This is a genomic window from Pedobacter polysacchareus, from assembly GCF_019802255.1.
In the GTDB taxonomy this organism is placed as follows: domain Bacteria; phylum Bacteroidota; class Bacteroidia; order Sphingobacteriales; family Sphingobacteriaceae; genus Pedobacter; species Pedobacter polysacchareus.
The window spans coordinates 293,674-318,353 of sequence record NZ_JAHYSS010000004.1 but is presented as its reverse complement, the minus strand read 5'-3'; the positions used below and the strand labels follow the sequence as shown (position 1 = coordinate 318,353).

At 40.3% G+C, this 24,680-nt stretch carries 21 protein-coding genes; 12 read left to right on the top strand and 9 right to left on the bottom strand.

The window, feature by feature from the left end:
* Positions 1 to 164 precede the first annotated feature (164 nt).
* Positions 165 to 1,058 carry a UbiA-like protein EboC gene (gene eboC / locus K7X70_RS12545; protein WP_368388792.1) on the top strand — a complete coding sequence of 298 codons (894 nt, stop codon included), beginning with the start codon at positions 165 to 167 and terminating at the stop codon, positions 1,056 to 1,058.
* On the opposite strand, the gene K7X70_RS12540 is transcribed toward eboC, so the two are convergent.
* Positions 1,051 to 2,496: a PQQ-dependent sugar dehydrogenase gene (locus tag K7X70_RS12540; protein ID WP_222537420.1), complete on the bottom strand. Its 1,446-nt coding sequence runs from the start codon at positions 2,494 to 2,496 to the stop codon at positions 1,051 to 1,053. The two genes, eboC and K7X70_RS12540, sit on opposite strands and share 8 nt — an antisense overlap.
* 186 nt (positions 2,497 to 2,682) lie before the next feature.
* Between K7X70_RS12540 and K7X70_RS12535 the strand changes: the two genes are divergently transcribed.
* Positions 2,683 to 5,067: a phosphocholine-specific phospholipase C gene (locus tag K7X70_RS12535; protein ID WP_222537419.1), complete on the top strand. Its 2,385-nt coding sequence runs from the start codon at positions 2,683 to 2,685 to the stop codon at positions 5,065 to 5,067.
* Between the two features lie 46 nt (positions 5,068 to 5,113).
* Here K7X70_RS12535 and K7X70_RS12530 read toward each other — a convergent pair whose 3' ends face one another.
* Positions 5,114 to 5,362 (bottom strand): isoleucyl-tRNA synthetase, encoded by a 249-nt coding sequence (locus tag K7X70_RS12530; RefSeq protein WP_222537418.1) that lies wholly within the window; start codon positions 5,360 to 5,362, stop codon positions 5,114 to 5,116.
* A gap of 240 nt (positions 5,363 to 5,602) precedes the next feature.
* On the opposite strand from K7X70_RS12530, the gene ileS reads away from it, so the two are divergent.
* The 5 genes from ileS to K7X70_RS12505 all read left to right on the top strand — a co-directional run bounded on the left by ileS (position 5,603) and on the right by K7X70_RS12505 (position 11,415).
* Complete coding sequence (gene ileS, locus K7X70_RS12525; protein WP_222537417.1) at positions 5,603 to 8,998, top strand: isoleucine--tRNA ligase; 3,396 nt, start codon at positions 5,603 to 5,605, stop codon at positions 8,996 to 8,998.
* Between the two features lie 4 nt (positions 8,999 to 9,002).
* Positions 9,003 to 9,386 carry a TraR/DksA family transcriptional regulator gene (locus tag K7X70_RS12520; protein WP_062550535.1) on the top strand — a complete coding sequence of 128 codons (384 nt, stop codon included), beginning with the start codon at positions 9,003 to 9,005 and terminating at the stop codon, positions 9,384 to 9,386.
* Positions 9,386 to 9,988: a lipoprotein signal peptidase gene (locus tag K7X70_RS12515; protein ID WP_222537416.1), complete on the top strand. Its 603-nt coding sequence runs from the start codon at positions 9,386 to 9,388 to the stop codon at positions 9,986 to 9,988. Before K7X70_RS12520 ends, K7X70_RS12515 begins: the two co-directional genes overlap by 1 nt.
* A 209-nt stretch (positions 9,989 to 10,197) precedes the next feature.
* Entirely contained in the window at positions 10,198 to 10,899 is a 702-nt protein-coding gene (locus tag K7X70_RS12510; protein ID WP_222537415.1) for an SIMPL domain-containing protein, read from the top strand.
* Between the two features lie 201 nt (positions 10,900 to 11,100).
* Positions 11,101 to 11,415, top strand: a complete 315-nt coding sequence (locus tag K7X70_RS12505) for a hypothetical protein (RefSeq protein ID WP_222537414.1) — start codon at positions 11,101 to 11,103, stop codon at positions 11,413 to 11,415.
* Between the two features lie 124 nt (positions 11,416 to 11,539).
* Here the strand turns inward: K7X70_RS12505 and serS are convergent, their stop codons facing one another.
* Positions 11,540 to 12,811, bottom strand: a complete 1,272-nt coding sequence (gene serS / locus K7X70_RS12500; protein WP_222537413.1) for a serine--tRNA ligase — start codon at positions 12,809 to 12,811, stop codon at positions 11,540 to 11,542.
* A 121-nt stretch (positions 12,812 to 12,932) separates the two neighbouring features.
* Between serS and rsmI the strand changes: the two genes are divergently transcribed.
* The 3 genes from rsmI (at position 12,933) to lnt (ending at position 16,202) form a co-directional block, all read left to right on the top strand.
* On the top strand, positions 12,933 to 13,652 hold the full coding sequence (rsmI, locus tag K7X70_RS12495; RefSeq protein WP_222537412.1) for a 16S rRNA (cytidine(1402)-2'-O)-methyltransferase: 720 nt from the start codon (positions 12,933 to 12,935) through the stop codon (positions 13,650 to 13,652).
* A gap of 194 nt (positions 13,653 to 13,846) precedes the next feature.
* The gene (locus K7X70_RS12490) at positions 13,847 to 14,509 is read left to right on the top strand and encodes a PH domain-containing protein (protein WP_222537411.1); all 663 of its coding nucleotides are present in this window, start codon (positions 13,847 to 13,849) and stop codon (positions 14,507 to 14,509) included.
* A gap of 70 nt (positions 14,510 to 14,579) precedes the next feature.
* Positions 14,580 to 16,202: an apolipoprotein N-acyltransferase gene (lnt, locus tag K7X70_RS12485; protein ID WP_222537410.1), complete on the top strand. Its 1,623-nt coding sequence runs from the start codon at positions 14,580 to 14,582 to the stop codon at positions 16,200 to 16,202.
* Positions 16,203 to 16,381: 179 nt separating this feature from the next.
* Here lnt and K7X70_RS12480 read toward each other — a convergent pair whose 3' ends face one another.
* A complete protein-coding gene (locus K7X70_RS12480) occupies positions 16,382 to 18,022 on the bottom strand; it encodes an NAD+ synthase (RefSeq protein WP_222537409.1) in 1,641 nt (546 codons plus the stop codon).
* Between the two features lie 51 nt (positions 18,023 to 18,073).
* Positions 18,074 to 18,745: a porin family protein gene (locus K7X70_RS12475; protein ID WP_222537408.1), complete on the bottom strand. Its 672-nt coding sequence runs from the start codon at positions 18,743 to 18,745 to the stop codon at positions 18,074 to 18,076.
* A 142-nt stretch (positions 18,746 to 18,887) separates the two neighbouring features.
* Here K7X70_RS12475 and gldB point away from each other — a divergent pair, with 142 nt between their 5' ends.
* Together gldB and K7X70_RS12465 are read left to right on the top strand one after the other, a co-directional pair.
* Positions 18,888 to 19,916: a gliding motility lipoprotein GldB gene (gldB, locus tag K7X70_RS12470; protein ID WP_222537407.1), complete on the top strand. Its 1,029-nt coding sequence runs from the start codon at positions 18,888 to 18,890 to the stop codon at positions 19,914 to 19,916.
* 110 nt (positions 19,917 to 20,026) lie between these two features.
* Positions 20,027 to 20,821 (top strand): patatin-like phospholipase family protein, encoded by a 795-nt coding sequence (locus tag K7X70_RS12465; protein WP_222537406.1) that lies wholly within the window; start codon positions 20,027 to 20,029, stop codon positions 20,819 to 20,821.
* 16 nt (positions 20,822 to 20,837) lie between these two features.
* Here the strand turns inward: K7X70_RS12465 and K7X70_RS12460 are convergent, their stop codons facing one another.
* From K7X70_RS12460 to rnhB, 4 genes are all read right to left on the bottom strand, one after another.
* A complete protein-coding gene (locus K7X70_RS12460) occupies positions 20,838 to 21,554 on the bottom strand; it encodes a 2-phosphosulfolactate phosphatase (RefSeq protein WP_222537405.1) in 717 nt (238 codons plus the stop codon).
* A gap of 48 nt (positions 21,555 to 21,602) precedes the next feature.
* Positions 21,603 to 22,682, bottom strand: a complete 1,080-nt coding sequence (gene gcvT, locus K7X70_RS12455) for a glycine cleavage system aminomethyltransferase GcvT (RefSeq protein ID WP_222537404.1) — start codon at positions 22,680 to 22,682, stop codon at positions 21,603 to 21,605.
* 165 nt (positions 22,683 to 22,847) lie between these two features.
* Positions 22,848 to 24,050, bottom strand: a complete 1,203-nt coding sequence (locus tag K7X70_RS12450) for a glycosyltransferase family 4 protein (protein ID WP_222537403.1) — start codon at positions 24,048 to 24,050, stop codon at positions 22,848 to 22,850.
* 18 nt (positions 24,051 to 24,068) lie between these two features.
* Complete coding sequence (rnhB, locus tag K7X70_RS12445; RefSeq protein ID WP_222537402.1) at positions 24,069 to 24,680, bottom strand: ribonuclease HII; 612 nt, start codon at positions 24,678 to 24,680, stop codon at positions 24,069 to 24,071.

Genomic DNA, 24,680 nt, shown 5'->3' with positions numbered 1-24,680 from the left:
CCCTTTTCAGTAGAAAAACCGTTACCAAAAGAATAAATTAAGGTTAAATAGGTTTTTTTATATGTTTATTTGTAGTGATAAACTAACCTAAACTTAAATTACTTTGTTATACCTGAAGAAAGCTGTGTTTTTCAGCGCTAAGATATAACTTAACTGATCATTCTGTGAAGCACCAAACTGCCTATATCACCATCATGCGTCCGGCCAACCTGGTCACGTCTGTTGCAGATGTGCTTGCCGGTGTGGCTATTTCAGGATATTTTTTAACTACAGACTTCGACATCGAGCATCTCGTTCCTATTTTACTGCTTTGTATAGCTACGCTTGGGCTTTATAGCGGCGGCGTGATCTTCAATGACGTTTTTGATGTAGAGAAGGATAGAAAGGAACGTCCAGGTCGTCCAATTCCAAGTGGGGCAATCAGTCAAAAAGACGCAGCTGTTTTTGGAGGAATTTGTTTTACCATCGGCATCATTGCGGCGGCCTCAGTAAACCTGACCTCACTCGTATTGGCGCTGCTCATTTTGATTGCGGCTTTAACCTATGATAAATGGTCCAAGCACCTGACTGTAATGGGGCCCATTAATATGGGGTTATGCAGAGGATTAAACCTACTTTTAGGGGTCAGTATTTTTTCCCGAACTCCGGAGATCTGGTGGCTGGTGATTGCCGTTATTCCTATTGTTTACATTGCTTCTCTTACCATTATCAATAGCAGAAAAGGAAATGATAAAAGTAAATCCAGCTTATACCTTGCAGCCTTCTTATATGCTTTTGTAATTGCCTGTATCTTATTTATTGCCAATAGCAAGGGCTTTTTCCTAATGACTATTCTCTTTGTAATTCCTTTTTACCTGATGATTTTCACGCCATTATTTAAAGCGGTCGACAATCCAGTAGGGGAAAACATAGATAAATCAGTAAAGGCGGGAGTAATTGCACTGATCCTGCTGAATGCGGCATGGGCCAGCGCTTTTGGCATCTGGTATATCGCATTACTGATCGTGCTATTACTCCCTTTATCCTTATGGCTGAGTAAAACTTTTACCGTTAGTTAACCGGTACCAGTTTGTAAATGATCCCTGGGGATTCTACTGCAATGTAGATATATCCGTCTGGTGCCATCCTCACATCTCTTAGTCTGCCGATATTTTTGAAAAGAATCTCTTCTTTAGTCACCTTATTATCTTTTAGCACACTTCTATTCAAGTACTGAAAACGTAAAGATCCGGTTAGCAAATTACCTTCCCAGCCTTTATAACGGTTTCCAGTTACGAAAGCCATACCACTTGGTCCTATCGAAGGAATCCAATAATGTATCGGCGGCGTAATCCCCTCTTTTTCGGAAACATCACTGATCACTTTTCCATTGTAATTGATGCCATAAGTCGCTACCGGCCAGCCATAGTTTTTACCCGGCTGTACAATATTAATTTCGTCACCACCTCTTGGTCCATGTTCATTTTCCCAGATAGCTCCGGTTTGCGGATGGATGGTCATCCCTTGTGGATTTCTATTTCCATAAGTATAAATTGAAGTTGCGGCTCCAGCAGTTTTCACGAAAGGATTGTCGGATGGAATACTGCCATCTGTTTTAATCCTATGAATTTTGCCCAGGTCATTTCCTTTAATTTCCTGAGGATTTTCTTTTTCATTTCCACGCTCTCCAACGGAGATATATAGATACCCGTCTTTACCAAAAGCAAGTCTGGAACCATAATGGTGCTGAGTGCGAGACCATGGTTTGGCCACAAAAATATCTTTTTGCCCGGTCAGCTGATTGCCTTCCAGTTTCGCTTTTAACACGGCGGTAGTGGCCAATACCACACCGTCTTCAGTTTTAGGTTTAGAATAAGAAAGGTAAATAGTTTTATTCTGTGCGAAATTCGGATCCAGTACCACATCCATCAATCCACCTTGTCCTTTATTTAATAAGGCAGGTACTCCCTGGATATTCTGTAAAGATTTGTCTTTACCAACACGGTAGAATTTACCATTGCGGTCTGTCACCAATAAATCCTGATTAGGTAAGAAGGCCATTCCCCATGGAATATCCATTCCTTTTGCTACCGTATCCAGACGAATGGTCATCGCTTCTGTTTTGAAGATATTACTCTTTGGTTTATCTGAATCCGTATAACGGTCTACGTTTTTGATCCCTTTTAAGATATAATCAGCCAGGTCTTTAATCTCTACGTCGGTAAATGCGGAATCAAAAGAAGGCATTCCTTCATTGGCATAACCATGTTTAATGGCCTTTACCAGGTCTTCTTTTTTATTGCCATGTTTCCATTGGCGATCCACAAAAGCATCCATTTTTTCGCCATGGCAGCCACCGCAAAAATTACGATAGTTTAAGGCTGCTTTTTCTTCCTGGAAACGAGGATCAGCAATGCTGTGTTTTTTTAATGGTGTTGTCTGAGGCTTTTCATCAAAACTCAGCAAAGTTGTCAACACGCCACCAAGAACCAGGGCGCTGCCAAAATACTTTATCATATTGAATTACTTTTAGTGTGTTTGAACACGTAAAATACATATAAATCCAGAGAAATCACTGTCGGAAAAGGCATGATTTTCTATAATAATTGTTACATAAAGGTGATCCAGATTTTTTAGCTACCCTCCTCCTTTTTTTTATTGTCATAGTTATTACATTTGAATTGACACACACCTAGAACCACCATGAATTCAAGAAGATCATTTTTAAAGAAAGCAGCCCTATTGTCTGGAGCTGCCGGACTTCCAAACGTACTCCCCATGTCTATTCAAAAGGCAATGGCCATCAGTGCAGAACCTGGAACCACATTTCGTGATGCCGAGCATGTGGTATTCCTCATGCAGGAAAACCGCTCTTTCGATCACCTGTTTGGTAAATTAAAAGGAGTTCGGGGTTTCAACGACCCAAGAACTTTTAGTCTACCGAATAAAGACAAAGTATGGCTGCAACAGGATGCTGCCGGAAAAACTTATGCCCCCTTTCATGTAGACATCAATAAGACTAAAATCACCTGGCAAGGTGGATTGCCACATTCCTGGTCAGACCAGCTTGCAGCCCGAAATGAAGGAAAATACGACAAATGGGTTCCTGTAAAGTCACACCTTGCGCTCGGTTATTATGACCGTAACGATATTCCTTTCTACTATGCAATGGCTGATGCCTTCACAATTTGCGACCATAATTTCTGCTCTTCTTTAACAGGGACTACCCCAAATAGGTTGTTTTTCTGGACAGGCACCATCCGTCCGGAGCAAAATGGAACCTCCATTGCTGCGGTGAATAATTCGCAGGCAGAATCCCGTGAAAATGCTTTTGTAGACTGGGATACTTTCCCGGAATTGCTGGAAGACCACGATGTAAGCTGGAAAATCTACCAGAATGAAATCTGGACGGCCGATTTACCGGGTGATACTGTAGACGATTGGCTAGGTAATTATGGTGATAATGCCATAGAATATGTGAAACGATACCACGTGAAACTTGCTGCTTACTTCAGAAAGAACGGTGATAAAACAGCCAAACCGCCATTAACACCTGCAGAAGTAACTGAAAAATACAATCAACTGAGCGATCGCGAGAAAAACCTGATCGACAAAGCTTTTGCCAGTAACATCAATGCCCCCGAAAATTACCTGGAACTTGCTCCTTTTTCATTTACGGATGATGAAGGAAAATCACAAACGATAAACATCCCAAAAAACGATATTTTCCACCAGTTCCGCTCTGATGTAGACAACGGAAAATTACCTACTGTTTCCTGGCTGGTGGCTCCTCAAAGATTTTCTGACCATACCAGTTCTCCATTATATGGCACATGGTATGTGTCTGAAGCGATAGACATCCTGACGAAAAACCCTGAAGTCTGGAAAAAAACCATTTTCATTCTTACTTATGACGAGAATGATGGTTACTTTGACCACATCCCGCCTTATGTAGTTCCGAAACCCGGAGACAGTAATTCTGGAAAAGTTTCTGAGCAGATAGACATTGCACCGGACTATGAGCTGAAAAAAGACAGTCCGATTGGATTAGGTTATCGGGTACCGATGCTGATCGCTTCGCCATGGAGCAAAGGCGGATACGTGAATTCACAGGTATTTGACCATACCTCCTGTCTGATGTTTTTAGAAAACTTCCTGGGTCAGAAAACTGGGAAAAACATCAAAAGTAAAAACATCAGCAGCTGGAGAAGGGCAATTTGCGGAGATTTAACTTCTGTATTCCGACCTGCAAAAGCAGATTCCTCAAAGCCAGTTACTGCACTGAAAAAAGAAACAGTAATTACTGGAATCCAGAATGCAAAAAATAAACCGGCGCAGGCAAAGCCTGATGCCCTAACAGCAGCAGAAATTTCAAATATCAATGCGCACACTGCTTTTGACCCTGCTTCCCCATCGGCCATGCCGCAGCAAGAAAAAGGTACAAAACCGGCTTGTGCTTTACCATATCAACTTTTTGCAGACGTGCATCTGAATCCTGCAAAGAAAACCATTCAAATAGATTTAGAATCAGGAAAAGGTAATTTCGGACAAAAGTTAGTTCCCGTAGGTGCACCATTTCTGATGTATAGTCGGGCAAATTACCAGCAAAAGCGGGGTAAAACCTGGAATTATGCGGTAATTGCCGGAGATCAAATTAGCGATCATTTGAAAATATCCGACTTCGAAAAAGACAATTATCATTTGTGTATCAATGGTCCGAATGGATTTTTCCGTCAGTTTAAAGGCAATGCACAGGATCCTGCTCTAAAAACCAGCTGCGGCTATGAAGTTGCTGGGATGCTAACTAAAAAAAGCACTGGTAATATCCAGCTGCTATTGGAAAATGAAGGTGCCACTCCACTAAAAGTTAAGATTAAAGACCTGAGTTACCAGAAGAACAAAACCCAGGAGATCACTTTATCCCCAAAAGGAAAGGCTAAAGTGATCGTAGACCTGCAAAAAAGCAAATCATGGTATGATTTTTCAATTGAGGTAGCTGGACACAATGGCTTTATGAAACACTATGCTGGTCATGTGGAAACCGGTGAAGAAAGCACAACCGATCCATATATGGGCGGAATCGTCTAATTTAAATGAATAACTTAAAGAAAACAGTTGGCAGCAGCTGTTTTCTTTACTGCTTTATTTCTTGTTCTTCCTGTTTCTCTACATCCAGCTCTACCTCACCACGCCCATTTTCTTTTGCTGTCCATAGCGGATAGAGAAAAAGAATCGCTGCGACCATAAAACATAGGCCTGCCAATTCGAGCGCATAAATATTATAGTGCTGCCCGCTGGTCGCCATGATGATGTAGACCACCAGTGCGATTACCCCAAGGATAATGGCATATACGGCTTTCTGAAGTTTCATTACTTTGATCATAATAGGAGGTCATTAGTTTATCATTTATTGTTAACAAAAACCAAACCAATGTTCAAAAAGAAATCCTCTCAGAGAGGGCCAGGGAAGAGATAAATCTATTTTTTTTCCTAATTTACGAGCTTAATAATAATAACCTTCGGTTTATGAGTGGTCCTTGGCGTAGTACCAAGGATAAGAATGCATTTTTTAATTCTAAAAAATGTAACTTTGCAACCTTAATTTTTTGGAGATACTTGATTGATGTATAGGGAATTTAAACAGCTGGAACTAGCTAAAATAGGAAAAGAAATACTTGAATTTTGGAAAGCGGAAAACATCTTTGAGAAGAGCATTTCTACGCGTTCAAAAGCGAACCCATTCACGTTTTATGAGGGCCCACCTTCTGCAAATGGAATGCCTGGGATTCACCATGTGATGGCGCGTGCGATTAAAGATATTTTTTGCCGTTATAAAACATTAAAAGGCTTTCAGGTAAAGCGTAAAGGCGGATGGGATACCCATGGATTGCCTATTGAGCTTGCTGTAGAAAAGAAATTAGGCATTACGAAAGAAGACATCGGAAAGAAAATTTCCGTGGAAGAATACAATACTGCTTGTAAAGAGGAGGTGATGAAATACACTGATGTATGGAATGACCTGACCGAAAAAATGGGCTATTGGGTAGACCTGGAAAACCCATATATCACTTACGAAAGTGAGTATATTGAGTCCTTATGGTCGATCTTAAAATCGTTCTACGACAAAGGCCTTTTATACAAAGGATATACTGTACAACCATACTCCCCTGCTGCAGGAACAGGATTAAGTTCGCATGAGCTGAACCAGCCGGGTACGTACAAGATGTTGAAAGACACCTCGATTACCGCTCAGTTTTTCCTTAAAAAGGACCAGCAGCATCCATTGATGGCAGATCTTTTTGAAAATGAGCAGGAAGAAACCGCGATTATCGCCTGGACCACTACCCCATGGACTTTGCCTTCTAACTGTGCATTGGCTGTAGGCGAGAAAATCACCTATGTGAAAGTGAAAACCTTCAACCCTTATACCTTCCTTCCGGTAAGTGTAATTCTTGCCAAAGATCTGGTAGGAAAACACTTTAAAGCGGATGCTGCAGCAATTGCTTTGGAAGATTATAAAGGTGGCGACAAACTCGTTCCATGGACTATCGTTAAAGAATTTACAGGTAAAGACCTGATTGGTTTGCATTACCATCAATTGATGCCTTATGTGACTAATGAAGCCCTGGAATCAAATGCTTTTCGTGTAATTCCTGGTGATTTTGTAACTACAGAAGATGGTACAGGTATCGTTCACACTGCTTCTATCTTCGGTGCAGACGATTTTCGTATCGCCAAAGAGGCAGGTGTTCCTTCCGTATTGGTAAAAGATGAAAATGGTAATGACGCGCCTTTAGTAGACAAGCAAGGTAAGTTTGTAAAAGAGGTGACGGATTTCGCCGGTCGTTATGTAAAAGAAGAATACTATTCAGACGAAGAACGTGCTGCTGCTGATTTTAAACCAACAGATGTACTGATTGCCATCAAATTAAAAGAAGACAACAAAGCATTCGACGTTAAGAAATATGAACACAGTTACCCACATTGCTGGAGAACTGACAAGCCGATCCTTTACTATCCTTTAGACAGCTGGTTTATCAGAACGACAGCAGTAAAAGAGAAAATGGTGGCTTTAAATAAAACCATCAACTGGAAACCTGAGGCTACCGGAACAGGCCGTTTTGGCAACTGGCTGGAAAACCTGGTAGACTGGAACCTTTCGCGCTCGCGCTATTGGGGTACTCCTTTACCAATCTGGCGTACAGAAGATGGTAAGCAGGAAAAATGTATCGGTTCTATCGAGGAATTGAATGCAGAAATCCAGAAATCTGTTGCTGCAGGGCACATGGAGGCTGGTTTTGAGCTAAAAGATATGCACCGTCCATATGTGGATGATGTGATCCTGACCGCTGATAACGGCGAAAGAATGGTTCGTGAATTAGACCTGATCGATGTTTGGTTTGATAGCGGTGCCATGCCTTATGCACAATGGCATTTCCCTTTTGAAAACAAAGAAGAATTTGCGAATTCCTATCCTGCCGATTTTATCGCTGAAGGTGTAGATCAGACTCGTGGCTGGTTCTTTACTTTACATGCCATTGCGGTGATGTTAAGCGAGTCGAGCGAAGAGATTAAAGCAATCAACGAAAAAGTAGGCAATCCAGGTGTAGCGTTTAAAAACGTGGTATCCAATGGATTGGTATTGGATAAAAACGGCAACAAAATGTCTAAGCGATTGGGCAATGGCGTAGATCCTTTTGCTACCATCGACACTTATAGTGCTGATGCAACGCGTTGGTACATGATCAGCAATGCTTCCCCTTGGGACAACCTTAAATTTAATACCGATGGTATTGATGAGGTTCGCCGTAAGTTTTTCGGAACGCTTTACAACACTTATTCTTTCTTCGCTTTATATGCGAACATTGATAAGTTTGTGATCGATGAGGAAAACCAAACCCCAATTGCAGAACGCAGTGAGTTAGACCGCTGGATATTATCCTTATTGCAGACGCTGATTGCGGAAGTAGATGAGAGTTACCAAAGCTATGAGCCAACAAAGGCTTCAAGAGCGATCCAGACATTTGTAGATGAGCATTTGAGCAACTGGTACATTCGTTTGTCCCGCCGCCGTTTCTGGAAAGGTGAAATGACTGCAGATAAAAAAGCAGCTTACGAAACTTTATATACTTGTTTAACGAGCATCGCACAGATCATGTCGCCGGTAGCACCATTCTTTGCAGATTGGCTGTATCAGAACTTATCAGTAACTGTTCAAAACAATGCTACTGAATCTGTACACTTAACCTTATGGAATGAAGCAGATCATGCGCTGATTGATACAGCATTAAACGAGCGCATGGAACTGGCACAAAACATCTCTTCGATGGTGCTTTCCCTACGTAAAAAGAGCAGCATCAATGTGCGTCAGCCATTGGCGAAGATTTTAATCCCGGTATTGGACAAGAAATTTGCGGAGCAGGTGGAATTGGTGAAAGAGCTGATTTTGTCGGAAACGAACATCAAAACGATTGAGTATATTACTGATGCTGCAGGTTTCATCAAGAAAAAAATCAAACCTAACTTTAAAGCTTTAGGGCCTAAGGTAGGTAAGGAAATGAAAATGGTGGCTGAGCTGATCACTAACATGAGCCCGGATGAGTTAACTGGTTTTGAGGCTACTGGTGAATACCAGGTTCCAAACACAGCTTACGTTGTTCAATTGACTGATGTGGAGATCATTGCGGAAGACATTCCGGGATGGCAGGTAACCAACCTGGGCAGCCTGACCGTTGCTTTAGATGTGACCATCACTGACGAATTGAAGCAGGAAGGTTTGTCTCGTGAGCTGATTAATAGAATTCAAAATCTACGAAAAGAATTAAACTTTGAGGTTACGGATCGCATTACAGTCTCTTTACAAAACCATAATCTGATTGCAAATGCAGTAGCTCAAAATAAAACCTACATTTGTTCAGAAATTTTAGCGGATAAAATTAATTTAATAGATAAATTAGAAGGTGGAAACAAAATCGTCATTGATGATGTTGAACTAGATATTTCGATCGCAAAACAATAATATTATGGAAAAAGCTACAAAAACACGGTATTCAGATAGTGAACTTCAGGAGTTTAAAGAACTTATTCAAGGAAAACTACGTATGGCGAGAGAAGAATTTCTTTCACTAACCAGCTCATTAAGTAGCCCAAACTCTAACGGAACTGAAGATACTTCAGGAACTTATAAAACATTAGAAGACGGCTCTGCAACTTTAGAAAAAGAACAATTGAACCAGCTGGCAGCACGTCAGAAGAAATTCATTGAAAACTTAGAAGCGGCATTGGTACGTATTGAGAACAAAACTTATGGCATTTGCCGTGAGACTGGTAAACTGATTCAAAAAGAACGTTTACGTGCAGTACCTCATGCTACACTAAGTATGGAAGCTAAATTGAAGCAGAGCTAATGAAGGGATATACTAAACCTTTACTGATTATCTTTTTAATCTTACTCGCTGATCAGCTGATCAAAACATGGGTTAAAACCAATATGTACCTGGGACAGGAGTTCAAGATTATTGGAGATTGGTGTATCATCCACTTCACTGAAAACAACGGAATGGCCTTCGGCCTTGAATTTGGCGGTGAATTTGGAAAACTATCCCTTTCTTTATTCAGAATTGCAGCGGTAGCAGGTATTGGATATGGGTTACATTACCTGATCCAGAGAAAATACCACAGAGGATTAATTATGAATGTAGCCCTGATCTTTTCCGGTGCATTGGGCAATATCATTGACTCGGTGTTTTATGGAAAAATCTACGGTTATGCAGGTTGGTTTCATGGTAGAGTAGTAGATATGTTCTACTTCCCGCTGGTAGAAGGCGTGTTTCCTAAATGGGTGCCAATATGGGGTGGTGAAGATTACATCTTCTTCAGACCCGTTTTTAACCTTGCAGATGCAGCGATTTCTATCGGGGTAGTCCTGATCTTGATTTATCAGAAAACTTATTTTAAGGAAGAGATAAATGAAGAAATTGGCCTGAACAATGAAATTACAGAAGATTAAAACTTTATAAAATCTAATCAGCCCGTAAAGCAAATGTTTTACGGGCTTTTTTATTCGCCGGAAATTTATCAGCAAAGAATTTTAACAAAAAAATATAACTCATAATGAATGAGTTAAGTGCAATTTTGTAAATTGTGCGCTTGGTTGATATGGAATTGACCCGACATTTACATCTTCTTATCAAATACACAAAAAGAAAAACAACTATTATGAAAAAGTTATTTGCCCTTGCCTTCGTTGCCTTATTTAGTTTAAGTGCCATGGCTCAACAAGTAGACCTGAGAAAAAAAATTAGCGTGAGCGGATCTGCAGAAACAGAGGTGACTCCAGATATCATTTACATCAGTATCTCCCTAAAAGAATATTTAAAAGACAACAATAGTAAGAAAAAAGTAGAGATTACCACCTTGGAGACTCAATTGTACAATGCAATTCAGGCTGCTGGTATTTCAAAAGAGAATTTAACGATCAATAACTTATCGGGCTATACCGTTGCCGAGAAAAAGAAAAACCCTGATTTCCTGGTGAGCAAACAATACCGTTTGAAAGTGAGTGACCTAAATAAATTCAATGAAATCATTGGTGATGTAGATCCAAAAGGGATTGCTTATACCAATATCGACAGCTACGACTATTCAAAAATTGAAGCATTAAAAAAAGAATTGAAAATTAAAGCACTACAGGCTGCAAAAGCAAAAGCGACTTACCTGGTAGAAGCAATTGGAGATAAATTAGCTGGTATAATCGATATTCAGGAGTTAAACAACGAATCTTACCCTCAGCCAATGTACCGCAATGTGATGATGATGAAATCAGAGAGCGCAGATATGGCTGGAGCACCAGCTCCGGAGATCGACTTCAAGAAAATAAAACTGACTTATACCATGAATACAGTATTTGAGATCAGATAAACTGACCACAGGAACACACACTTTTAGTCTTTCCTTGCTGATCAGAAGTCCTCTAGCAAATTAATATATATATTGGTATATGCCTCAGGCATACTAAATACAACGTTTTTTTAAGCAGGAAATCCTTAATAAAAAACCTACCATTTTTTTTGGTAGGTTTTTTGTTTGTCATACAATAGTAAGACACATAACCTATATCACATGAAAAAATTCATTTACTCGTTAGCCTTAATCTTTATGATGGGCGTTAGCGCAAACACTGTTGTTGCGGCAGAAAAATCTAACAATCCAAAAACGGAAATGACCGCTGAGCAGCAGGTTCAATTGAAAAGAATTACAGAACGTGTAGAGGAAATCAAATCAATGGATAAATCTAATTTGTCCAGAACAGAGAAAAAAGAACTTCGTAAAGAACTTAAAGAACTTAAGAAACAATCTAAAGCTTTAGGTGGCGGTGTTTATCTTTCTGTTGGGGCGATCATCATTATCATTCTGTTGTTAATCTTAATCTTATAATCGTATCATCTACCGATGAATAAAAAAAACCTTCTCCGTAGTGGAGAAGGTTTTTTTTATGCCCAATTTATTGTGGACAAGCTAATCGAACTTTTATCAAAAGCTATTTGCTAATTCATCAGCACTAATCAATGTATTCGAATCCTGTGTATTTCACCAATACCTCAGGAATTTTAACGCCTTTATCAGTTTGGTTGTTTTCCAGAATACAAGCCACAATACGTGGTAATGCCAGGGCACTTCCATTTAAAGTATGTGCCAGCTGTGTTTTACCCGCAGCGCCTTTAAATCTTAATTTCAAGCGGGTACTCTGATAAGTTTCAAAGTTTGAAACAGAAGAAACCTCTAACCAGCGCTGCTGTGCAGCACTCCATACTTCCATATCGTAAGTCATGGCAGCAGCAAAGCCCATATCACCTCCACACAAACGCAAAACGCGGAAATGAAGGCCTAGATCCTTTAACAAATCTTGTACATAAGCACTCATTTGTTCTAATGTTTCATAAGAGTGATCCGGGTGTACTACCTGTACCAATTCCACTTTATCAAACTGATGCAAGCGGTTTAAACCTCTTACGTGTGCACCATAAGATCCTGCCTCGCGACGGAAACACGGGGTATATGCGGTATTTTTAATCGGAAGTTCTTCCTCTTTCAAAATCACATCACGGTATAAATTCGTTACCGGCACTTCAGCAGTAGGGATCAGGTAAAGATTATCTACACCTGAATGGTACATCTGACCCTCTTTATCCGGCAATTGTCCGGTTCCAAAACCTGAAGCTTCATTCACCAATAATGGCACCTGCATTTCTCTGTAACCAGCATCTACTGCTTTATCCAGGAAATAATTAATCAGGGCCCTTTGTAAACGTGCACCTTTTCCTTTATACACAGGGAATCCTGCACCGGTAATTTTTGTACCCAGTTCAAAATCAATAATGTCATATTTGGTGGTCAGTTCCCAATGCGGTACTGCATTTTCGCCCAATACTGCAGGCTCGCCATGTATAAATATCTCTTCATTTTCTTCCGCAGTATTACCTGTAGCCACAGACTCATGTGGTAGGTTAGGCAATTGTACCATCAATTGAAACAATTGCTCTTCTGCAGCAGTCAATACCTCAGAAAGGTTTTTAATTTGCTCTTTATTTGCTGTAGTCTCCGACTTTAATACTTCCGCTTCCTCTTTTTTTCCATTACGCATCAGCTCACCAATTTGTTTAGCACTGGAATTAGCAATTGCGGAAAGTGAATCTAAGGAGGTTTGAGCTTGTCTACGCTCTTCATCAATTTTAATGATTTCATCAACCAATTCTGGTTGCTTGAATTTACGAACACTCAGTCGTTCTAAAACTTTGTCTCTATTTTCGCGGATATAGTTAACTTGCAGCATTATTTTATATTTTAAACAAAGATAATAACTTAAACGTCATTGCGAACCCCGATAAGGCATCTGTAGGAATAATATCCTTCAACATGGCCCCTATTTTGGCTAAGCTGATGAAAAAAATACTATGGAAGGCAAATTATTTCTTGTTCCCACGCCGATTGGCAACCTTGAAGATATGACCTTCAGGGCGATAAGGATACTAAAAGAGGCAGATGTAATTCTGGCCGAAGATACACGTACGAGTGCGCCAATGCTGAAACATTTTGGAATCGATAAAAAGGCGTATTCCCACCACCAGCACAATGAACATCAAGCCACTTCTGAGATCATCAAATTTCTGAAAGAAGGGAAAAATGTGGCACTGATCTCTGATGCAGGGACTCCAGCCATCTCTGACCCCGGTTTTTTTCTGGTAAGAGAGGCCATAAAAAATGACCTTGCTGTAGAATGTTTGCCAGGCGCCACTGCTTTTGTTCCCGCATTGGTAAACTCCGGACTTCCTTCCGACACCTTTATTTTTGAAGGCTTTTTGCCGGTAAAAAAAGGCCGACAAACCCGTTTCAAGAAGCTAGCAGAAGAAGATCGTACGATTATTTTATATGAGAGCCCACATAGATTACTTAAAACGCTGGAAGAATTTGCAGAATACTGTGGTGAAGACCGTCAGGCTTCCGTAAGCAGAGAGCTGACAAAAATGTACGAAGAAACGGTCAGGGGTACTTTATCAGAGATCAAAGAACATTTTGAGAACAATATCCTGAAAGGTGAATTTGTGATCTGTATCGCAGGAAAAGCCGAAGTGAAGAAGTCGAAATATGATAAAAACAACGATTCGGAAGATTAAGCAATAAACAGAAACCTTGGAATTGAGTTGATTATCCTTGAAAAACTGAACCAGTTGCGCTTCAAAAAGGCAATTCAGGAGTAGGAAAAAATAATCGGATTAAAAGAAAAACAATTCCAGGTTAAATAACAGCAAGACAGGAAAACAAGTAGATTTCAGGTTCAATTTTTGATAGCATTATAAAAAGAATTAATATGATTTTAATTGATAGATTTTTAAGTGATGAACAAGATCCTAAAGCTGTTGAAAAGGTTTTAGGAAAATTAAATGATATGCTCAGTGCAAACGAAGAGCTGATTTATATGGCGGTACAAAAAAGACCGGCAGTGAACATCCTTCCGACCTGCATTGTGGTAAGTAATAAACGTATTTTCTATTGTGAGCCTGGTAATTTTGGAATTACCATGAATTTTAAAGACATCTCCTGGAAAACCATTAAAGAGGTTTCTTTCAAAGAGGAGATCTTTGGTTCTAAATTCATCTGTGTGCCTACTTATGGCGAAAACATCATTACAGAGTACATTCCTAAAGTTCAGGCCCGTAAATTATATCAGGCTGCACACGAGCAATTAGAAGAATTTAAAGAGCAGCAAAGACAAGTAGAACTGGAGGAAAGACGTTCTTCTACTTCTCCGGTAACTGTAAACACAGCGCCAACTCCTGCCGTAGAGGAAGAGCCAATGGCTTTTATCCCACATACTCCGGCACCAGCTCCCTATGTAGCGCCTGCCCCGGTTGAAGAACCTGAAGATGAGACTACGTTAAAACTAAGGAAATTGAAAACACTGTATGATAAACAATTGATTACTCTGGAAGAATACGAAGCGAAAAAAGCAAGCATCCTGGACAGCTTTTAATTGGACCGCTAAAAATATAAGGCTGTCGGCGGGCCGACAGCCTCCTTACAATACCTCCATTTATTACCCAATGAATTCAAAAAACACGACGCTCCTTGCATTGCTCAGCGCATTTTTAATGTGGTTGGCCTGGCCACCTATTCCATTCACTACCCCGCTTTTGTTAGTTGGCATGGTCCCTTTACTCATCGCCATTACACAAATCAGCAATAGCACCGAAGAGAAAAAGGGAAAACAAGTTTTCTTAACCGCCGGATTGACCTTTCTAATTTGGAACACGGCCTGTATTTACTGGGTTTACAATGCAGTTAGTGCCTATAATAACCCATTTGTGGCCTTCCTGATTTCACTGATCCCCTACGGCCTGGGTGCATTAATGATGACTTTCGCTTTCTGGCTGTACTACCGTTTAAGCAGATATACCAGCAAATGGGTCGCTTATACCGGATTAATTAGTTTCTGGATCGCCATGGAATACCTCCATCAAACCTGGGACCTGGCCTTTCCATGGATGACACTTGGCAACGGTTTTGCCGCTAGCCATCAATTGGTGCAATGGTATGAATATACTGGTGTTTATGGCGGTTCCCTATGGATCTTACTTAGTAACATCCTGGCTTTTGAGGCGTATCAAGCCTGGAAAACACAAAAAGCTTACTTAAAATTCAGACCGGTTATGGCATTGGCAGCGGTGATTTTGATCCCGATAGCTGCTTCATTAATCAGGTATTCAAGCTATAAAGAGAAAACGGTACCGGTTAATGTGGTGACTGTTCAGCCAAACATTGATCCTTATCAAAAACTGGGTGGTATTTCTGCACAGGAGCAAATGCAGATCCTGACCAAGCTATCTGATGCCGTAGGACAAGTGAATACTGAATATTTCATCTGGCCGGAAACGGCGATTCCTAACTATAGCGATGAAGACAGGATCAGAAGTAATCCTGATTTCATCCAGCTTCAGGATTTCATTTCCAAGTATAAAAACGGCACATTGATCACCGGAATTGAAAGTATTAAGGTGTATAATGATAAACAAACCATCAGCTCTAAACTGGATCCAAATAGTGGCATGTACTTCGACAACTTCAATGCAGCGATGCAAGTAGAGAACTCGGCGAATGTACAGTTCTATCATAAATCGAAACTGGTACCAGGCGTAGAAAAAATGCCTTTCCCAAAAACACTGGCATTTTTAACCCCTGTTTTTGCGCAGTTAGGCGGTACTGTAGGTGGCTGGGGATGGCAAGACCATCCGGGTGTATTCTATGCACAAAGCGGTATTGGCGTAGCTCCTGTAATTTGTTACGAATCTTTATGGGGAGACTGGGTTGGTGAATCTGTAAAAGAAGGCGCTCAGTTTATCGCTATCATCACCAATGACGGCTGGTGGGGAAATACCTCAGGAAAAGATCAGCACCTGTTATACGCGAAATTAAGGGCTATAGAAACCAGAAGATGGGTAGTCCGTTCTGCAAACACAGGAATCTCTGGATTTATTGATCAGAAAGGAAACATTATAAAACAAAGTAAATGGTGGACACGCACTGCCTTAAAAGCAGACATCAACCTGAACAGCGACCTGACTTTCTACGTAGAACATGGCGACCTGATTGCAAAACTTTTTTCTTTTATCGCGATCCTGCTAGCCTTGATTATTCCTTATCGGAAATGGGTAAAAAAAGCTGCTTAAGGATATCAGCTCCAACAACTGATTTCAAGAACTTAATTCAAATAGTAAGTTCAAATAAGCGAACTAAAATTAATAGAACAAAAAAACCTAAGCTGTTTAAACAGCTTAGGTTTTTTATGCTTCAGCAAATAAAGCAGCACCTGAACGATCAGCTGCTGCTTTATTAAGCCTGTTATTTCTTAAGAAAGATACTTTCCTACAATCGGCATTCTTCTGCCCATTCCAAATGCCTTAGGCGACACCCTTAAAATAGGAGGTGTTTGGTAACGCTTAAATTCCGCATTATTCACTATTTTCAGAATCCTTCTCACTAAAGCTTCTTCATAACCTTGTGCGATAATCGCAGCAGAGCTTTGTTTCAGCTCAATATATTGGAATAGAATTTTATCAAGAACATCATAATCTGGCAGGGAATCCGAATCTTTTTGTCCGGGTCTCAACTCTGCAGACGGTGGTTTAACGATTGAATTTTCTGGAATCACGATGCCATCTTTATTGATATAGTGCGCCAGTTCATACACCTGGATTTTGTAAACATCTCCAATTACACCAATTGCACCGCACATATCTCCGTATAAAGTGCCATAACCTACTGCACATTCACTTTTATTGGAAGTATTTAACAAGATATAGCCGAATTTATTCGACATTGCCATCACAATAATCCCCCTGCATCTGGCCTGAATATTCTCTTCAGTCAGGTTGAAAGGCAATCCTTGAAAAGCAGGCGCCATCATTTGATCAAAAGCATCCGCGGCTGCGGCAATCGGTATGATCTCATGTTTACAGCCCATATTTTTCACCAAAGCTAAAGCATCATCAATAGAATGATCGGAAGAGTATTTCGAGGGCATCAATACTGCCATCACATTTTCCGGCCCTAATGCCCTGCAAGCTAAAGCACAAACAATAGCAGAGTCAATTCCGCCGGAAAGTCCCAATACCGCTTTACTGAAACCTGATTTTTCAAAATAATCTTTAATACCCAATATCAGGGCATCATGAATCTGCTCAATATCGGGTGCAGCAATATGCTCAATTGGGGAATGACCTTTGAAATGACCATTTTCCAATTCATAAAGCCGGAGCTCCTCTTTGAAGTAGGGCATCTCATCCACAAGCTGTCCTTTTCTATCAAATACCATAGAACCCCCATCGAAAATAATCTCTGTCTGCGCCCCTACCTGGTTCACATACAGTAATGGCAGCTTATATTTCTTGGCATTATCGGACAGTACCACTACCCTTTCATCATCATGACAATAAGAAAAGGGAGAAGCGGCAATATTGATCATCAAATCTGGTTTCTGACGAATCAGTTCGTCCATTGGCGAAGAAGCGTATAAAGGATTGTTGTTGATGTTCCACAAGTCTTCACAAATGGTCAGCGCAATTTTCTGCCCTTTAAAACGAATACATTCGAAATGGTTGGCTGGTTCAAAGTACCGATATTCATCAAAAACATCATAAGTAGGCAATAATGCCTTTTTCACAATATTCTTGATCTGGCCATCCTCAATAAAATAAGCCGCATTGTAAAGGTCTTTACCCGCCAGAATATCATTTTTTACGGGCAGGCCGATAATACAGGCGATGCCATGGCATTTACTGGCAATTTCTAAAGCAGCAGTTTCACACAATTGAATAAACTCGTCGAACTCTAAAAAATCTCTTGCAGGATAGCCGCAAACGGCCAGTTCTGCAAAAACAACCAGGTCAGCACCTTTTGCTTTTGCCTGCTCGATACTGTCGATGATCTTTTTAGTGTTGTGTTCAAAGTTCCCAATATGGTAATTGAGTTGTGCCAATGCGATATTCATGTGTCTGTACTTAAAATCTGATTTGTAATTTCTTAAATGATTTGTAATTCCTTAAAAGAAAACGCCTACGTTAAGGCCAATAAAATGGTTTTTCGCTCTGCGATCGCCATCCTTTACAATATTTGTCAAGCCGTTATTGAAGGTTAAGCCGATGGCCAGGCTGGTACGATCATCCAGGTCATATTCACCACCTGCGGCAACTACCATCCCGGCACGGTAAAATTTACTATAGTCAGAAATGTTTCTATCATTCTCTACTTTCTTACCTAGCATCTGCGCATTCTGCTTAGCTCCAATATTAAAATCATTGGAAATACCGAATTGTCCATACCATCTTAACTCGCCAATCTTATTGGTTTTCAGTTTAATCGTCAGTGGGATTTCAATGTACTGCATTCTGTATCTTAAATCATAAGCCATGTTACCACCATCTGTAGCGTCATGGAAAGGACGGACATTCACTTCTGTGCTTTTACCATTAATCGTGGTGATGGTCAATCCAGTGGCAAATGAATAGTTTTCTGCGAAATTAAAATCACCCAGTAAACCGTAAGAAAAACCTAAAGCCAGTCCTTCTGATTTACCGACTTCCGGTTTTACCCATCCTAAAGTTGGATGTGCCGTTAAACCTAACCTGAACCCATAATATGTTGATCCACCTTGTTGTGCAAAAAGGTGTCCCGTTAAAAGAAGTAAGAATAAAGTAAGGTATGTATTTTTCATTATTTATATTATTTGTTTTCAATCTTTAGGAAACGTCCATCAGCCATTTTATGGCTATTTTAAACTGTATGATGAGAATCGATTCATTTTCAGTCAATTTGTTTTGCAATTTTCCTATGGGATGTATATATATTTGCTGTTAATGACATATAACGTAAAACCCAGCCAAATCTATCTATTTTTTCTTTCTATGCTTGCTTTTTTTTCATGTAAGCAGGCCAGTAAGCCAGATGTGAGCGATATAAAACTGGATCTGAAAGTAGAACGTTTCGATAGAGACCTCTATCAGGGCAAGTCTGAAGACCTGCAAAAAACTGATCAGCTGCTACAGAAAAAATACGGTGCTTTTTACCAGGATTATATTCACCGCATGGTGGGTGATGCCAGTTATACCGGCCCCGAAATTTTAACCACCCTGTATAAAGACCCGGCTTATACCGACCTCAACAAAGAAGCCGACAGTGTTTTCAAAAACATGGACCACATTGAAAAAGACCTGACACAAACTTTTAAATATATAAAGCATTACTATCCGAATGTAAAAATCCCAAGAATGATTTCTTTTGTCTCTGGATTTGCTGTACAGACACCCATCGGAGATGATTATATCGGTATCGGACTGGATATGTTTCTTGGAAAAAACAGCAAGTTTTATGGGGCGATCGTTCAAAGCGTGCCCAGCTATCTTTCCCGACGTTTCAGTCCGGAATATGTGGTGCCGAGAGTAACGGAAACCTATGCCAGAGAAGATTTATTCCCCGAAAAAGACGAAGACCGCACGCTATTGTCCAAAATGATTCAAAACGGGAAAATCTTATATTTTATGGACCAGGTTTTGGCAGATGAAGTACCCGATTCTGTTAAGATCGGCTACACAAAAGCACAAATAGATTGGTGTAAAACTTATGAAGTAGACATTTGGGCCTATTTATTGCAAAACAATTTGTTATTCGAGACCGACTATCAAAAGATTCAGGTGTTTTTAGGAGAAGGCCCTTTCACGCCAGGATTAGGCGACAAACAGGAATCTGCACCAAAATTAGGGGTATGGATGGGTTGGCAAATGGTCAGAAAATATATGGAGGAAAATAAAGAGGTCACGCTTCAACAGCTGATGGCAGAAAAAGATCCTCAAAAAATATTGAACTTATCAAAATATAAACCTAAATAGCAATAGGAAAGAATTAGCAATCAGAAACGGTGTAGGATTAGATCCCAGCATCAAAACCAGCATAAATACCGAACAAAATAGCAATTCTAAACAGCAAAGAAACGAGTAATATGGTTAAGGTAGGAATAGTATTATCAGGTGGAGGGATTAGAGGCATCGCTCATCTGGGTGTTTTAAAAGCTTTAAAAAATGCAGGAATTGTGTTCAGTCACATCAGTGGAACCAGTGCAGGTTCTATTGCAGGTGCATTTTTTGCTTCCGGAATAGATCCGGAGGCCGGTTTAGATATCTTCATCAAAGCAAAACTATTCCGTTTCATCCGGCCAGCTTTAGGTTCCCTCGGACTCATCAATATTGAGCATGTGGAAGAATTGTTAAAAGAACACCTTCCTGTAGACCGGATGGAAAACCTAAAAATTCCACTCACCATTGCCGCAACGAATTTCAGTGAAGGAAAACTGGTGTATTTCACCTCTGGCCCCCTGATCAGAGCAGTACTTGCTTCCAGCTGCATTCCGGGGATTTTCAGACCCATCATGATAGAAAACCATATGTATGTAGATGGAGGGATTTTGAACAACTTCCCTGTAGAGCCCTTAATGAGCAGCTGCGATTATATCATCGGCTCTTCCTGTAATCACCTGACTAAAGTTGATAAAATTACCAACATCTCTACCCTCATGAAAAGAGCAGGTGTGATGTCTATAAATAAAGATACAGAGCAGAAAGCTGCATTTTGTAATGCAATGGTAGAGCCAACAGGTATGGGAGATATCAGTACTTTCGATATGAAGAAAGCAGAAACCATTTATTGGCTGGCTTACGAACAGACTTTAAAAACCATACAGACGAATGAAAGTCTGCAGGAACTGATCCTAAACTTTAAGCAGGGATTTCCTGAATAATATTTCAGCTTAGGAACTAAGCTTCCAGTGCAACCAGCGCATCGCCAACTAAAACTGGAATAGCGGTACAAATATTAAGCTGCAGACAGAATTTCACATCTTCTTCAATATTCAGTTCAGCCAGTCTATGACTATGTGATGATTTATGAAGGTAGTTTCTTAAATCGTCTTTCGCCAGGTCATAAAGATCTTCTGCGGCAACGCAGGAATCATCAAAATGTGTGAAATCTTTACGCAACTCCTTGACCACAGCACCTGCAAACAGCGTATCTTCCAGATTAAATTTATCCTTCCAACCTGCACAAAGCAACAGTACGCCTTTATCCTGTACACGAAGCCAGTTACAAAGCGCTTCCAGGTTTAAAAACGAACCAATCACCACCTGATGTGCTCTTTTTTGAGCCAGGTGTAATGCTTTAGTGCCGTTTGTGGTGGTCAGCACAATTGTTTTCCCGTTTACTTTTTCATGGGAATAAGAAAATGGAGAATTGCCGAAGTCATAGCCTTCAACCACTTCTCCATTTCGCTCTGCAGCCAATAGAAAACCTTTATCCGCATAGTTCAGACAATCTTCTACCTGTGCAACAGGAATGATTGCGCTGGCACCATTGTCGATTCCATACACCATTGAAGAGGTAGCCCTCAGCACATCTATGACCACCACTACACGGTCTTCTATGGAATAAAGATCTAATAATGCTGGTGTTAAACAAACTTCTATACTTTTCTGCATGGGTAATGGAATCTCGCTAATTGTTTTCTATTGCTGAATTGATGTTTCTTATTTTGTGAAAGGGAATTTTACCACTTTCGCTTTGATTTTGTTGTTGCGGATATTGATAAAAATCTCTGTACCTTCTTTAGCTAGCGCTTTATCAATATAACCCATACCGATTGCTTTCTGTAAAGATGGTGCCTGCGTACCTGAAGTTACTCTTCCGGTCACGTTTCCTTCTGCATCAACAATCTCGTAGTCATGACGAGGAATACCTCTGTCTATCATTTCAAAACCGATCAATTTACGGGCAACACCAGCTTCTTTCTGCGCTTGTAACGCCTCAGAATTCGTGAATTTTTTGCTGAATTTAGTAATCCATCCCAAGCCAGCTTCAATTGGAGAAGTCGTATCGTCGATGTCATTTCCGTATAAGCAGAAACCCATTTCCAAACGCAGTGTATCACGGGCACCTAAACCAATTGGCTTGATTCCGAATGGCGCGCCAGCTTCGAAAATAGCATCCCAGATCGCTGCTGCATTTGCATTGTCGAAATAGATCTCAAAACCACCAGCACCAGTATAACCAGTCGCAGAAATGATCACATTTTCAATACCTGCAAAAGTTCCTTTTACAAAGTTGTAATATTCCATAGAAGCAAGATCTACGTCTGTTAAGCTCTGTAATGCTTCAGCAGCTTTAGGACCTTGAATGGCTAAAAGAGAAGTTTGGTCAGAAATGTTGTGCATTTCTACGCCTTTATCATTAAATTTCTGAATCCAGTTCCAGTCTTTCTCAATGTTAGAAGCATTTACAACTAACATATAAGTAGCTTCATCTATTCTGTAAACCAATAAATCGTCTACAATACCACCATCTTCATTCGGCAGACAAGAATATTGTACTTTACCGTCATATAATTTTGAAGCATCATTGCTGGTTACTCTTTGAATAAGATCCAGTGCATTTTCACCTTTTATGATGAATTCACCCATGTGACTTACATCAAAAACGCCCACAGATCCTCTTACGGTTGCATGTTCGGCATTGATACCTTCATACTGAACTGGCATATTGTAACCTGCGAAAGGCACCATCTTGGCACCTAATGAAATGTGTTTTTCTGTTAATGCGGTATTTTTCATTAGAATATTTGTTTTTTAACGTTTATGAACGATCAGTTCTGACCTGCATAATGCGGGCAGATTTTATCGTTTATTATTGTTTTCTAAGTTGTTCAGGTTTTTGGCTGCTTTATCCACATTTATCCCCTTTAACCGGCCAAAAACGTGGGCAAAAGTACGTAAAAATTAAACAGTAAGTAATTTTTGGTAGATATTCAGCATTCTTTCAGCGATGATTTTTATATCATGGTCTCTTTCCACAGTTTTCCTTGCGTTTTCCCCAATTTCTTTCCATTTTTTCGGGTTGGTGATACATTGCAGGATGGCTCGGTAAAACTCATCTGCCGTATCAGCAATGAGAATATCTTTTCCATGTTCATAACGAATCCCTTCAGCGGCCATGCTGGTAGCGATCACACATTTCCGCATCGCCATCCCCTCAATAATTTTCACACGCATCCCACTTCCCGACAATAAGGGTACAATCATGATGGCTTTTGAATTGATAAATTCTATCGCATCAAATACCTCTCCTTCTACTACCAGGTTATCAGAATCGTATTCAAAAAATTGTTGCTGCATATTTTTTCCAGCGATGTAAAAGCGAAGTTCAGAATTCAACTTCTCAATATCCGGCCAGATCTCGTCCAGAAACCATTCCAATCCTTCTTTATTAGGACGCCAGTCCATCGCACCCAAATGAAATAACGTTGGGAAACTTGTTTTCGAAGGATCCGTCACATACTTCTCAAAATCCAGTGCCACCGGAAAAACTTCCAATGCAGTTGCGGAGCCGAACCTTAAAATACTTTGCCTGTCTGGTTCAGAAATGGCAAAAACCTGATCGAAACGATTGATCTGTTCTGTTTCATAACTTTTCAAACGGCGCGCAAGAAATTGGAGGTAACGCCTCCTTGGCGTAAATTTCTCCGTCATCGCAATGCGTTCCCATACATCAAACTCAATATTATGAGCGCGATAAATCACCTTTGCCTTACTATTTTCTTTCACAACATCCAGGTATGGCACCACAAAAAGTCCTTCAAACTGAATGATATCAAAATCATTTTCCCTCAAGATCTCGGCAAGCAGGCTTGCAGCATCCTCATCATAATAACGGGAAACATTATAAGATTGATTGGAAAAGATATTGAGCAATGCCCCGTAAATATTGACCCCGGTGTCCAGATCAACAGAATAAAAATTGATCTTTTCAAATAAAGGATCATAGATATCTTCAATATCTACCCGATACTTTTTGGGGTTGATACTAAACAAAGTGATTTCTACCCCCAGATTCAACAACCCTTTTATAGTGTTATACACCACAATCGGATAGCCACTATTGGGCGGAAAGGGTATTCTGTTGGTGAGTAGTAATGTTTTCAAATTATGTGAAAATACTAATTATCCTTCGATTTCGGAAAACAGTGCCAACTGAGGCCTAGAAATACTAAAAGTTTTACGGTGGTAGGGTGATAAACCATGTTCTAAAGCTGCATTGCGGTGTACAATAGTTGGATAGCCTTTATTTTGTTTCCATTGATACACTGGATATTCCTCAGCAATCTGCTCCATATAGGCATCACGATGTGTTTTCGCCAGGATTGAAGCAGCAGCAATGTTCAGGTATTTACCGTCACCTTTCACAATACAGGCATGCGGGATTTTCGGATAGGATTTAAAGCGGTTGCCGTCAATGACCAGGTATTCCGGTCTCCTTGTTAACTTTTCAATCGCCCTGTGCATGGCTAAGAAAGAAGCGTTTAAGATATTGATCTTATCAATCTCCATGTGGTCTACTTCGGCTACAGCCCAGGCAATCGCCTCCTTTTCAATAATGATCCTTAATGCTTCACGCTGTTTATGGTTCAATTTTTTAGAGTCGTTCAGTTCACCTGCCTTAAAATCTTTCGGTAAGATTACGGCAGCGGCAAAAACAGGCCCTGCAAGGCATCCTCTGCCCGCTTCATCACAGCCGGCCTCTACTAATTCGTTCTGGTAACAGTTTAACAGCAT

Bases quoted from the DNA above. Each gene is read 5' to 3' on its own strand.
- K7X70_RS12540 (WP_222537420.1), bottom strand. From the start codon at position 2,496: ATGATAAAGTATTTTGGCAGCGCCCTGGTTCTTGGTGGCGTGTTGACA.
- K7X70_RS12535 (WP_222537419.1), top strand. From the start codon at position 2,683: ATGAATTCAAGAAGATCATTTTTAAAGAAAGCAGCCCTATTGTCTGGA.
- K7X70_RS12530 (WP_222537418.1), bottom strand. From the start codon at position 5,362: ATGATCAAAGTAATGAAACTTCAGAAAGCCGTATATGCCATTATCCTT.
- ileS (WP_222537417.1), top strand. From the start codon at position 5,603: ATGTATAGGGAATTTAAACAGCTGGAACTAGCTAAAATAGGAAAAGAA.
- K7X70_RS12520 (WP_062550535.1), top strand. From the start codon at position 9,003: ATGGAAAAAGCTACAAAAACACGGTATTCAGATAGTGAACTTCAGGAG.
- K7X70_RS12515 (WP_222537416.1), top strand. From the start codon at position 9,386: ATGAAGGGATATACTAAACCTTTACTGATTATCTTTTTAATCTTACTC.
- K7X70_RS12510 (WP_222537415.1), top strand. From the start codon at position 10,198: ATGAAAAAGTTATTTGCCCTTGCCTTCGTTGCCTTATTTAGTTTAAGT.
- K7X70_RS12505 (WP_222537414.1), top strand. From the start codon at position 11,101: ATGAAAAAATTCATTTACTCGTTAGCCTTAATCTTTATGATGGGCGTT.
- serS (WP_222537413.1), bottom strand. From the start codon at position 12,811: ATGCTGCAAGTTAACTATATCCGCGAAAATAGAGACAAAGTTTTAGAA.
- rsmI (WP_222537412.1), top strand. From the start codon at position 12,933: ATGGAAGGCAAATTATTTCTTGTTCCCACGCCGATTGGCAACCTTGAA.
- K7X70_RS12490 (WP_222537411.1), top strand. From the start codon at position 13,847: ATGATTTTAATTGATAGATTTTTAAGTGATGAACAAGATCCTAAAGCT.
- lnt (WP_222537410.1), top strand. From the start codon at position 14,580: ATGAATTCAAAAAACACGACGCTCCTTGCATTGCTCAGCGCATTTTTA.
- K7X70_RS12480 (WP_222537409.1), bottom strand. From the start codon at position 18,022: ATGAATATCGCATTGGCACAACTCAATTACCATATTGGGAACTTTGAA.
- K7X70_RS12475 (WP_222537408.1), bottom strand. From the start codon at position 18,745: ATGAAAAATACATACCTTACTTTATTCTTACTTCTTTTAACGGGACAC.
- gldB (WP_222537407.1), top strand. From the start codon at position 18,888: ATGACATATAACGTAAAACCCAGCCAAATCTATCTATTTTTTCTTTCT.
- K7X70_RS12465 (WP_222537406.1), top strand. From the start codon at position 20,027: ATGGTTAAGGTAGGAATAGTATTATCAGGTGGAGGGATTAGAGGCATC.
- K7X70_RS12460 (WP_222537405.1), bottom strand. From the start codon at position 21,554: ATGCAGAAAAGTATAGAAGTTTGTTTAACACCAGCATTATTAGATCTT.
- gcvT (WP_222537404.1), bottom strand. From the start codon at position 22,682: ATGAAAAATACCGCATTAACAGAAAAACACATTTCATTAGGTGCCAAG.
- rnhB (WP_222537402.1), bottom strand. From the start codon at position 24,680: ATGCTGTTAAACTGTTACCAGAACGAATTAGTAGAGGCCGGCTGTGAT.